Raw genomic sequence first — 11,016 nt, forward strand, 5'->3', positions numbered from 1 at the left:
CAATGGATCAGGCGCTTGTTTCGGCATATCGGGGCAAGCGGATTCTGGTGACCGGCCACACCGGCTTCAAGGGTGGCTGGTTATGCCTCTGGCTCAGGCAACTGGGCGCAGAGGTCACCGGGGTCGCCTTGCACCGCCCCCCGCAAGGCCCTGACATGTTTCATTCGGTCGACCTCGGGGGGCTGGTCGACCACCGCATTGCCGACATCCGCGATGCCGCCGCCTATGCCGAAGCCTGCCAGGGCGTGAAGCCGGACCTCGTGTTCCACCTCGCCGCGCAGGCGCTGGTGCGGCCGTCCTACGACGATCCGGTGGAGACTTTCGCCACCAACGTCACCGGCACCGCCGTGGTGCTCGACGCGGTGCGGCGGATGCCCTCTGTGCGCGGCGTGGTCGTGGTCACCAGCGACAAGTGCTACGAGAACCGCGAGTGGGAATGGCCCTACCGCGAGACCGACGAATTGGGCGGGGCGGACCCCTACAGCGCCTCGAAAGGCTGCACCGAACTGGTCGCCGCCGCGTTCCGGCGCTCCTACTTTTCCGATCCCGCCGGCTGCCAGATCGCCACCGTGCGCGCGGGCAACGTGATCGGCGGCGGTGACAACTCGCTCGACCGCCTGCTGCCCGACGTGGTGCGCGCCACTATGGCCGGCACGGCGGTGACCATCCGCAACCCGGCCAGCGTGCGCCCCTGGCAGCATGTGCTGGAGCCGCTCGCGGGCTACCTGATGCTGGGTGCGCGGTTGCTTGGGGAGCAGGCGCCGCGCTTTGCCGAAGCCTGGAACTTCGGCCCCAGCGCCGATGGCTTCATCGACGTCGAGGAGATCGCGCGCCACTTCCAGCGGGCCTGGGGCCCCGGCGTGGCGCAGATCGCCTTCGGCCGACGCCCCGACGATCCGCACGAGGCCGGAATGCTCACGCTCGATTCGAGCAAGGCCCATGCCCGCCTCGGCTGGCGCCCGCGCCTCTCGACCGAGCAGGCCGTGACCATGAGCGCCGAATGGTACCGCGCCTTCGCGGCCGGAAACGAAGACATGCGCGCCTTCAGCGAGGCGCAGATCGCCCGGTACTCGGGCGGATTCACCGAAACACTCCAGGGGGAAGCACTATGCGCGTAAATTACGGCCAGACTGTTCACGGCGAAGAGGAAATCGCCGCCGTCATGGAAGTCCTGCGGACCTCCACCCAGATGGGGCCGAAAGTGCGGGCCATGCAGGAGCAGGTCTCGGCGCTGTTCGCCAAGGACCACGGCATCATGGTCAATTCCGGCTCTTCCGCGAACTACCTCGCGATCGAGTTGCTGAACCTGCCCGAGGGCAGCGAGGTGATCACCCCGGCGCTGACCTTCGCCACCACCGTGGCCCCGATCGTGCGCTCGCGCCTGGTCCCGGCTTTCGTGGACTCGGCGGTCGGCACCTACAACATCGACGTCGAGAAGATCGAGGCGATGATCGGGCCGAACACCAAGGCGATGATGATCCCCTCCCTGATCGGCAACCTGCCCGACTGGGACCGCATCCGCGAAATCGCCGACAAGCACGGGCTGATGGTGGTGGAAGACAGCGCCGACACCCTGGGCGCCACCCTGCGCGGCACCAGCACCGGCACCCGTTCGCACATCTCCACCACCAGCTTCTACGGCTCGCACGTGATCAACGCGGCGGGTAACGGCGGCATGCTCTGCGTCTCGGACGAAGACCTCGCCCGCCGCGCGCTGCTGCTGCGCTCGTGGGGCCGCACCAGTTCTCTCTATGTCGACTCCGAAAGCATCGAGAAGCGCTTCAACGTCGCGCTCGACGGCATCGACTACGACGCCAAGTTCCTGTTCGACGAACTGGGCTTCAACGTCGAGCCTTCGGAAATGGGCGCCGCCTTCGGCCTCGTCCAGCTCAAGAAGCTGGACAACAACATCGCCGCGCGCGAGCACAACTTCGCGCGGCAGTACGCGTTCTTCAAGCAGTACGAGGACTGGTTCGTCCTGCCCGAACAGTTGCCGGAATCGCGCACCGGCTGGCTCGCCTTCCCGCTCACCATTCGCGAGGACGCGCCCTTCACCCGCACGCAGATGCAGATCTGGCTGGAAGAGCGCGACATCCAGACCCGCCCGGTTTTCACCGGCAACATCCTGCGCCAGCCGGCCATGAAGGACGTGACGCTCAAGGCTCCGCCCGAAGGCTGCCCGGTGGCCGACGCAGTGATGAAGGGCGGCATCCTGCTCGCCTGCCATCACGGCCTGACAGAGGAACACATCGACTTCATGCACGAAACGTTCGAAGGCTTCGTCCGCTCGCTCTCGGTCACACCTTCGCGGGAGGCGGCCAATGCTTGAGATGCCCATTCCCCAGCAGGAAGCCACCGACGTGCTTTCGGAATGCCGCGCCTGCAAGGCGCCCGCGCCCTACCTGTTCCTGCCGCTGGGCGACCATGCCCCCGGGCAGATGCTGATCCGTCCGGACGATCTGGACAGCCAGCAGCCCGCCTTCCCGCTCAACACCCAGGTCTGCCTGGAATGCGGGCTGGTGGAGATCGCCGACCAGATCCCGGCCGACTTCTTCCGCCACTACCTCTACGTGCCTTCGGGCGCGGCGCGGATGCACAGCCACTTCGCGGATTTCGCGCAAGTGCTGGCAGAGCGTGCCGGGGACGGGCTGATCGTCGACATCGGCAGCAACGACGGGCTGCTGCTGGCCGCCTGCAACGCGCTGGGCTGCACGACGCTGGGCTTCGACCCGGCCGAGAACATCGCTGCCATGGCCGCCGAGCGAGGAGTCGAAACCCACATCGACTACTTCACGCCGGCTTCCGCCGCACTGGTCCGCTCGCAGCGCGGACCGGCGAAAGTGATCTCCACCACGAACACTTTCAACCACATCGGCGATCTGCACACCTTTATGGAAGCGATCACGATCCTGCTCTCGGACGACGGGACGTTCGTGATCGAAGTGCCGCGCGCCAAGGAATATATCGACCACACCGAGTTCGATAACATCTACCACGAGCACGTCTCCGAATTCAGCCTGCTGTCGATCGTCAAGCTGGCGGCCTTCTTCGACCTCGAAGTGACCGACGCGCTCTCGCTGCCCGACATCCACGGCGGCTCCATGCGCGTGTTCCTCAACCGCAAGGCGGCCGGCATCGGCCCCTCGCAGTCGGTGGGCGACATGCTGCGCGACGAACTGGCGGGCGGGATGCTGTTGCCGGAGACGTACGATGCCCTGGCGCGCGACGTGGAGGACATGGGCCGCGACGTGCGCGCCATGCTCGACGAGATGAAGGCGCAAGGGCTGAAGATCGCCGGCTACGGTGCCTCGGCGCGCGGCAATACGCTGATCACCCATTTCGGGATCGACACCAGCTATCTCGACTTCCTGGTGGACCGCAATCCGCTGAAGCACGGGCTCTACTCGCCGAACACGCGCATTCCGATCCGCCCGGTCGAAGCTATCGAGGAAGAAAAGCCGGACGTGCTGTTCGTGCTGGCCTGGAATTTCTTCGACGAGATCTTCGAGCAGCAGGCCGCGTTCCGCGAGCGCGGCGGCAAGTTCCTGGTGCCTCTGCCGGTGCCGCGTATCGTCTGCTGAACCAGAAACCTGTTCGGGCCGACCGGATGCCACGAGGCACGGTCGGCCCGAACGACATGGGGGAGGTTGCCCAGTGCCCGAAGGCGTAACGCTGCTTACCGGTGCCGGCGGCTTCATCGGCGCCCACCTCGTCCGCCGCCTGCTCGACGAGAGCGGACCAAACGATGCCGCCAGAGGTGATGGTGGACGCGTCCATGTGATCGTGCGGCCCTCCACCGAACTGGGCCGCCTTTCCCCCTTTGCCGAGCGCCTGACGATTCACCGCATCGACCTGGCCGACCGGCTGGAAATCCAGCGCTGCATCCGCGCGCTCCGCCCCCGCCGCGTATTCCACCTTGCGGCCGAGACCCGCCTGCCGCCGCATCCGGATTTCTCCGCCGCACGCGGGGCGGGCGCGATCTATCTCCAGCCGGCGCTGAACCTGCTGGAGCCGCTGGCCGAACTGGCCGAGCCGCCCGAAGCGGTGGTGCGCGCCGGCACGATCGCCGAATATGGACACGCGCCGCTACCCTATCGCGAGCAGGACCGCGCCGTGCCCTCCACGCCTTATGGCGCCGGGATGCTAGCGACCACCGAGGCGATCGCCATGCTGGCCCCGCGCCTGCCCTTCCCGGTGGTGACCGCGCGTCTGGCGCTCTGCTACGGCCCCGGACAAGCGGCGAGCTTCCTCATTCCCGCACTGATCCAGGCCTGTATCGACCGCCAGCCGATGGTCATCCGTCGCCCCGCCGACCGGCGCGACCTGCTCCACGTCGACGATGCGGTGGACGCCCTGCTCCACATCGCCCGCCTTGCCGCAAAGACCTCGAATGATTCCGCGCGCAAGCTCGACTGCGTGAACGTCTGCACCGGCCTGGCCCCGACGATGGACGAAGTGGCCCGCCGGATCGAAGCCCTGACCGGCTGCCCGGAAGGCTTCCTTGCCCGCGCCGCGTTGTCGGACGATGGGAAGGCTGCCGCCCCGGCGACCCTGCTCTCCAGCCCCGACCTTGCCGCCGAACGTCTCGGCTGGCGCTATCGCATCGATCTCGACGAAGGCCTCGCCCGCACTGTCGCGGACGAGCAACTCATGTGCACGAAAGCAGGTTAGCCCCGTGAACGCCGAGCCGAAGACCCTGGTTTCCATCCTCGTTCCCGCCTTCAACGAGGAACTTAACGTCGTGCGCTGCTACGAATCAATCGTGCGCGTCTTCGAAAAGCTGCCCGACTACAGCTACGAGATCATCGTCACCGACAACCATTCGACCGACCGCACTTTCGAGCTGCTGGAAGACCTCGCCCGCAAGGATCCGGCGCTGAAGGTCATCCGCTTCTCGCGCAACTACGGCTACCAGCGCTCGCTGCTTTGCGCCTACAAGGCAGCCACGGGCGCCTGCTCGATCCAGCTCGACTGCGACCTTCAGGACCCGCCCGAACTGATCCCCGAAATGCTGGGGCTGTGGCGCAACGGTCATCAGGTGGTCTACGGCATCCGCCGCTCGCTGAAGGACGGCTTCTTCGTCGCTTCGCTGCGCCGGATGTTCTACCGCTTCATCACCTGGATCAGCGACGACGACCTGCCGGTCAACGCCGGGGAGTTCCGCCTGGTGGACCGCCGCATCCTGGTGGAACTGCACAAGGTGGAGGACGCCTCGCCCTACTTGCGCGGCCTGATCAGCGCGATGGGCTTCTCGCAGGTTGGTCTGGAATACGACCGCGGCGACCGCATCGCCGGGGAGAGCAAGTTCCCGCTCAAGTCGATGATCTCGCTGGCCGTCGATGGCGTGCTCAACCACTCGCTGATGCCGCTGCGGATCGCCTCGATCGCGGGCATCGTCATCGGCGTGCTCTCTATGGTATTGACCTTCATCTACCTCGTCGGCCGGGTGCTGCTCGGTCAGGCCTGGCCCGCCGGTTTCGCGACGACCACGATCCTGCTGCTGATGTCGATCTCGATCAACGCGGTATTCATGGGAATCCTGGGCGAATATGTCGGGCGGCTGTTCCTCCAGGCCAAGCCGGGGACGAAGCCGATCGTCGAGCAGAAGCTCAACTTCCCCGAAGTTATCGCGCTGGTCGCGCGCGAAAGACAGTGACGCGGGTGAGCACGAAGAGCACGCCCGCGTAACTGCAGATCGCGGCGCCCTGCACCAGGGCGCTGCGATCGAAACCCGCCGCGCGGCCCATCGCCACCACGGCAAGGTTCGCGGCATAGGCGATCAGGAAAGCCACCCCATAGCGCAGCGCCTCGGCCCGGGTGGCGCGGTGGCGGGCGCGGAAGGTCAGGTGCCGGTGCAGGCCGTAGGAGATCGGCAGCCCCAGCGCGAAGCCCGCCATGTTCGCGGCATAGTCTCCCAGCCCCAGCCGCAGCCCGCCCAGGATCAGGCCATAGCCGATCGCGGTATTCCCCAGTCCGACCAGCACGAAACGCGCCAAGGTTGCCGCCTCGCGCCCCAGCGACGCGGCTCCGATGCGGCCAAGGTCTGTGCGAGAGTCGGTGCGGGTCAAGAGCGTCTTCCTGTTGCGACGGGGTCGCGATCAGGGTGCGCATTCACGAAGGAACCGGCAATCACCCGGAAGCATAGCACCTTCGGTCATTGGGAAGGCCGGGCACTCGCACAAGTGGTAGGGGCAGGTCGACCCGCCCACCCGCCGTCTATGCCGTTCTCCATAAGTCTTTCGGAGGACCGCCGCTGACGATTCATGGCAATTGACCGTAATCGGCCCCTGATGTTCTCTCGTTCAGTTCAAGGTCTTGCCCTGAACGTAACACCGGCAAACAGCCAGGGAGCGCGACGTGACGGAGCCGGGTGCAAGATCGCCTGTCCATATCGGATTCGACAAGACCGCCTCCACTTCGCTGCGCGGCGCGCTTCGGACATGACCGAAAACTCCTCCCCCGCCCTGGCGCTCGACCGACAGGCCACGCTCACGATCGAAACGCCAGCCAAGCCGCCGCGCGAAAAGAAGGGCGGCAAGGGCGCCTTCAATCCCACCGTCCACGGCCTGCGCGGCATTGCCGCCACCATGGTGTTCCTGGCCCATGTGATCGGCGGCCTGGGCGAGAACGTCTATCCGCAGAGCCACAGCTATCTTTCGCTCACCGAGCTGCCGTGGAACTTCGGCCGCTGGGGCGTGTGGCTGTTCTTCGTGATCAGCGGCTACGTGATCTTGCCCAGCGTCCTGCGCTATACCCCGCGCGAGTTCGCCCTTCGGCGTTTCTTCCGGCTCTACCCGCTGTTCCTGGCGTTCTCGCTGCTGTTCATCGCCATGAACGCCTGGAGCAACGCCTATCCGGAGGTCAATTCCCTCGGCGCCATCATCCCGGCCCTGCTGATGGTCAACCTGCTGACCGGAACCGAGCAGCTTACGCCCAATGCCTGGAGCCTGAGCTACGAAGTGCTGTTCTACGCCATGGCCTGCCTGACCGCGCATGTCGCGCTGCGCCGGCCCTTCGGATCGGCGGCCGACCGCGTGGCGAGCGTGCTGCTGGCGGCGGCGAGCGCCTGGCTGATCTACCGATTCCCGGCAATGGCGTTCTTCGCGGCCGGGATCGTCGCCCGCCTGCTCGACGAACGTGGACTGCGCCCGTCCGGCGCCTGGCACCCTTTATGGGAAGTCGTGGCCTTCGCCGGCTGCCTCTACTTCGGCTCGGTGCAGCACTACGGTTTCACGCAAAAGGAAATGGGCGACCCCCATGCCTATGCGATGCTGTTCTTCACCGCCGCCTATTTCCACATGGCAATCGGCCCGAACAGCCTGACCGCGCGCCTGCTGGACCGCCCGGCGATCTTCTATCTCGGCACGGTGAGCTACAGCCTCTACCTGGCCCATCCCTACACCTATTTCGCGGCCCGCCAGATCTTCGTGCATTTCGGCCTGTTCGGTCCGAACTGGCCCCTGTCGCTGGCGCTGTTCCTGGTGGTGGTGGTGCCCGTGACGCTGGGCTTCACGCACATCGTCTACCGCCTGCTGGAGCGTTACCCCTACCAGTGGTACTTCCACGAGCGAGTCTTCCATCGCAACCGCATCAAAAGCGCGGCGTAGACGGCTTCAGCGCTTCTTCTTCACCGGCGCCTTCTTCTTGACCGGCGCTTTCTTCGTCTCCGCCTTCTTGTCCTTACAGGGCCATTCCTTGCGGGTGGCGGCGAAGACCTGCTCGGAAGCCGATCCCTTGCGATCTTCGGGATTGCGCCGCAGGTAGTCCACCGTCACGCCCTTGAGCTGGCTGATCGTCACGTCCGCCGGGATGCAGCTATCCAGCTTGGCGGCCTTGCGCGTGGTGTTGAAGGCATCGACCGCGCCGGTGATATAGGCGATGCACTCATAGGTATTCTCGACATAGGTATTGCTGCCGCGCTCGGCCGTGCAGACGGCGTAAAGCTCGTCCCCCGTGTAGAAACCGGCGTTCGCGGCCACCGGGAACAGGCCGAGCGGCGCCACCAGCGCCATGCAGGCCAGCGTTCTGGACATCATTCTCGAATCTCCAACCATGCCGCAGACACTTGGGACAAATACAGGCCCCGTCAATGCCGAGGAAGTAAACCTATGCGGGCGGCAGAGGCGCCGAACGCTTGGGATGCTGCATGACTACCAGCGTCTTGAACGCCCGCACATGCTCCTCGCCATGCAGCACGCGGCGCGAGAAGGCGTCGTAGTGCTCCATGTCCTGCGCGGCCACCTGAAGCACCAGGTCGTGATCGCCGGTGACGTACCAGACGTCGATCACCTCGCGCGCCTGCCGCAGCCGGGCGACGAGATCGTCCACCACCCGCCCCTTGTCGGTCTCCAACGTGACCAGCACGATCATCGTCACCAGCCAGCCCATCGTCCGCGGCGGCACGAGCGCCATCTCCCGCTCGATCGCGCCCTGCTCTCGCAAGGCCCTGACCCGGCGGTAGCAGGCAGGCGCGGAAAGCCCCACTGCCTCGGACAGGTCCGGCATCGAAATCCGCGCGTCGCGCTGGAGTTCGGTAAGGATGCGCAAGTCGAACGCATCGGGCATGACTGACAATCTCCGATAAAATTTATCGCCGCCCCGCCATCATAGAGCACCTTTATCGCCGCTCGACGATAAAAGCATGGCCGATTCCAACCGGCCGTTTCAAACCGAGAGTTCCATGGTCTTCCGTCGCCTGACAACGCGTTCCACATCCAGCGATTTCGCGCCACTCGCTGCCGTGGCCACCGCCATGGTGTCGATCTGCTGGGGCGCCTCGGTGGCGAAGTCGCTGTTCCCGGTGATCGGACCGGCCGGAACGACCGCGCTGCGCCTGGCGTTGGCGGCGGCGATCCTCTGCAGCGTGTTCCGGGTCTGGCGAAAGCCGCTGGATGGTCGGATGCTGCGTGCCGCCCTGCCTTACGGCGTGGCGCTGGGCTGCATGAATCTGCTGTTCTACTTCTCGATCCAGCGCATCCCGCTGGGCATCGCTCTCGCCACCGAGTTCACCGGCCCGCTGGCAGTGGCAACGTTCGCCTCTCGCCGCCGCGTCGACCTTGCCTGGATCGGCCTCGCCGTGGCGGGACTGGCCCTGCTGCTGCCGCTCGACATTTCGCACCAGGCGATCGATCCGATCGGCATCCTGCTGGCTCTGGCCGCAGGCGTGTTCTGGGGCGCCTATATCCTGCTTGGCAAGCGCGCGGGCAATGCCCTGGGCGCCGCCGCCCCGGCCTATGGCATGACCGTGGCCGCACTGGTCGCCCTGCCCTTCGGCGTGGCCCAGGCCGGCGCGACGCTGCTCCAGCCGCACGTCCTGGCGATCGCCCTGGTGGTCGCCGTCTTTTCCAGCGCGATCCCCTACTCGCTGGAGATGTTCGCGCTACGCCGCCTGCCGACCAAGAGCTTCGGCATCCTCACCAGCGGCGAACCCGCGGTGGGCGCGCTGGCGGGCGTGCTGCTGCTGGGCGAGATGCTGTCGCCGCCGCAATGGCTGGGGATTGCCGCCATCGTCGGCGCCACGATCGGCACCACCCTCACCGCCGGTCCCGAGAAACCTGTCGTCAGCGAGGCCTGATCGCACTTGCACGGCTTGCGCCCGGCCCGGATTGCGCCCATGCGTCGGCAATGCCGCAAGCCTCCGACATCCAGCTCGCCATCTTCTCCCAGGCGGTCGACGCCCTAGGCGGGCAACGCGCCCTGGCCCGGCATCTCGGCATCGCCGAACGCGAGGTGCGCGAATGGATCTCGGGCGAAGTCCCGATCGACTATGCCACCTTGCGCGAAACCGCGCGGGCACTGATCGCCCATTCGGACATGTGCCGCCGCCTGGAACGCAAGCTCTCCCCCGCCTTCAGCGAGAACCTGACCGAAAGCCAGCTCGAAGGTCTCGCCCAGCCCGAAAGCAGGCGTCCTTTAGCGGACTGACGGACCGGCTGGACGGACCGGCCAAAAAGAAAGGCCCCACGGAAACTCCGCGGGGCCCCAAGGATTGGGTCCAGTCCGAAATGCATTCCGAAGACGCGCGATGCGGCTGCCGGACAGCGTTCCAAAGATGCCGAGCGCAAATTCCGCGATAGCGGAAGAGGGTTCGCACTTGCGCACGGCAGCAGGTCAATTCCCAAGGGATGTATTTGTTCCCGAAAGAAAGATATATTTCGCAGATGCGGAAACAGGAGGGGGGCGAAGCAGGCTCTTGCGTGCCGTCCACCGGCTGATCCGGATCGCGTGGATATACGCCTCGCCAGCGAGTACCGCCTCAAGGATATACTGGAGTTAATCGCGCCTGCCCTTCCCCGGCAACGCGATCCGCGATACGGCGCCCGCGGGGAACATATTTTTTGTTAGCAGGGGGAATCATGAAGCATTTCATGACTGCGATGGCCGTCGGCCTCGCATCTGTCGCTGTGCATGCCACGGCGCAGGACGTTCAGCAGAATACCACGAAATTCATGCCGGCGAGCACGTCGATGACCGTAACGCCGCAGGCGGAAATCTCGTCAAAGCATGTTGAAGAGGGGCAGAAGTTCACGTTCACCACGGTTGGAGACGTCAAAGAAGGCGAAGCCGTCGTGATCCCGCGCGGATCCACCGTTACAGGCACGGTCACGTGGAAGACCGGCCGCGCGATCGGCGGCAAGTCCGGCAAGTTCGAAGTGACTTTCAACACGGTCAACGTCGGCGGCAAGGACTATGCCGTGCGGGGCGTCCACCGCCAGGAGGGTCGCGGCAATACCGTGGGCGCCCTGCTGGGATCTATCTGGATCAGCGGCAAATCCGCAGTGATGATGCCAGGCCAGGAAGTCTCGATCTTCACGGCCGAGGCGATCCCTTACTCCTGACGTCTTCCAGGCGGCTGACCGTTCCTCCAGCCGCCTTTTCGCACCCGCCGCAAGATACCCGCCAAGCGCAGCGACGATGCGGCATCTCGCCGCTACACCACCTGCCGAAACTGTTGGAAAAGGTGGTGAGCCCTGCTGGGTTCCGCCGGGGCTGGTCGATCGAGGCATCATTCTCGTC

General features: G+C 65.6%; 12 protein-coding genes. 9 read left to right on the forward strand and 3 right to left on the reverse strand.

What is annotated here, in order from left to right:
- The first annotated feature begins 2 nt into the window (after positions 1 to 2).
- From rfbG to RT424_RS06430, 5 genes are all read left to right on the forward strand, one after another.
- Positions 3 to 1,118 carry a CDP-glucose 4,6-dehydratase gene (gene rfbG, locus RT424_RS06410; RefSeq protein WP_313435445.1) on the forward strand — a complete coding sequence of 372 codons (1,116 nt, stop codon included), beginning with the start codon at positions 3 to 5 and terminating at the stop codon, positions 1,116 to 1,118.
- A complete protein-coding gene (locus RT424_RS06415) occupies positions 1,109 to 2,329 on the forward strand; it encodes an aminotransferase class I/II-fold pyridoxal phosphate-dependent enzyme (protein ID WP_313435446.1) in 1,221 nt (406 codons plus the stop codon). The genes rfbG and RT424_RS06415 overlap by 10 nt, the downstream gene beginning before the upstream one ends.
- Complete coding sequence (locus RT424_RS06420; protein ID WP_313435447.1) at positions 2,322 to 3,581, forward strand: class I SAM-dependent methyltransferase; 1,260 nt, start codon at positions 2,322 to 2,324, stop codon at positions 3,579 to 3,581. The genes RT424_RS06415 and RT424_RS06420 overlap by 8 nt, the downstream gene beginning before the upstream one ends.
- Before the next feature lie 73 nt (positions 3,582 to 3,654).
- Positions 3,655 to 4,671: an NAD(P)-dependent oxidoreductase gene (locus RT424_RS06425; protein WP_313435449.1), complete on the forward strand. Its 1,017-nt coding sequence runs from the start codon at positions 3,655 to 3,657 to the stop codon at positions 4,669 to 4,671.
- Between the two features lie 4 nt (positions 4,672 to 4,675).
- Positions 4,676 to 5,656, forward strand: coding sequence for a glycosyltransferase family 2 protein (locus RT424_RS06430; protein WP_313435451.1), 981 nt, complete (start codon positions 4,676 to 4,678; stop codon positions 5,654 to 5,656).
- Here the strand turns inward: RT424_RS06430 and RT424_RS06435 are convergent.
- Positions 5,625 to 6,068, reverse strand: a complete 444-nt coding sequence (locus RT424_RS06435) for a GtrA family protein (protein WP_313435453.1) — start codon at positions 6,066 to 6,068, stop codon at positions 5,625 to 5,627. The two genes, RT424_RS06430 and RT424_RS06435, sit on opposite strands and share 32 nt — an antisense overlap.
- A 372-nt stretch (positions 6,069 to 6,440) precedes the next feature.
- Here RT424_RS06435 and RT424_RS06440 point away from each other — a divergent pair, with 372 nt between their 5' ends.
- On the forward strand, positions 6,441 to 7,607 hold the full coding sequence (locus RT424_RS06440) for an acyltransferase (protein ID WP_313435455.1): 1,167 nt from the start codon (positions 6,441 to 6,443) through the stop codon (positions 7,605 to 7,607).
- Between the two features lie 6 nt (positions 7,608 to 7,613).
- On the opposite strand, the gene RT424_RS06445 is transcribed toward RT424_RS06440, so the two are convergent.
- Together RT424_RS06445 and RT424_RS06450 are read right to left on the reverse strand one after the other, a co-directional pair.
- The gene (locus RT424_RS06445) at positions 7,614 to 8,036 is read right to left on the reverse strand and encodes a Rap1a/Tai family immunity protein (protein ID WP_313435457.1); all 423 of its coding nucleotides are present in this window, start codon (positions 8,034 to 8,036) and stop codon (positions 7,614 to 7,616) included.
- Between the two features lie 70 nt (positions 8,037 to 8,106).
- Positions 8,107 to 8,565, reverse strand: a complete 459-nt coding sequence (locus tag RT424_RS06450) for an Lrp/AsnC family transcriptional regulator (RefSeq protein WP_313435459.1) — start codon at positions 8,563 to 8,565, stop codon at positions 8,107 to 8,109.
- Positions 8,566 to 8,641: 76 nt separating this feature from the next.
- Between RT424_RS06450 and RT424_RS06455 the strand changes: the two genes are divergently transcribed.
- The 3 genes from RT424_RS06455 (at position 8,642) to RT424_RS06465 (ending at position 10,838) form a co-directional block, all read left to right on the forward strand.
- Positions 8,642 to 9,574 carry a DMT family transporter gene (locus tag RT424_RS06455; RefSeq protein WP_313435461.1) on the forward strand — a complete coding sequence of 311 codons (933 nt, stop codon included), beginning with the start codon at positions 8,642 to 8,644 and terminating at the stop codon, positions 9,572 to 9,574.
- Positions 9,575 to 9,624: 50 nt separating this feature from the next.
- The gene (locus RT424_RS06460; protein WP_313435463.1) at positions 9,625 to 9,924 is read left to right on the forward strand and encodes a YdaS family helix-turn-helix protein; all 300 of its coding nucleotides are present in this window, start codon (positions 9,625 to 9,627) and stop codon (positions 9,922 to 9,924) included.
- A 431-nt stretch (positions 9,925 to 10,355) separates the two neighbouring features.
- A complete protein-coding gene (locus RT424_RS06465; protein ID WP_313435465.1) occupies positions 10,356 to 10,838 on the forward strand; it encodes a hypothetical protein in 483 nt (160 codons plus the stop codon).
- Positions 10,839 to 11,016: the final 178 nt, after the last annotated feature.

The organism is Novosphingobium sp. (genome assembly GCF_032093395.1).
Taxonomy (GTDB): domain Bacteria; phylum Pseudomonadota; class Alphaproteobacteria; order Sphingomonadales; family Sphingomonadaceae; genus Novosphingobium.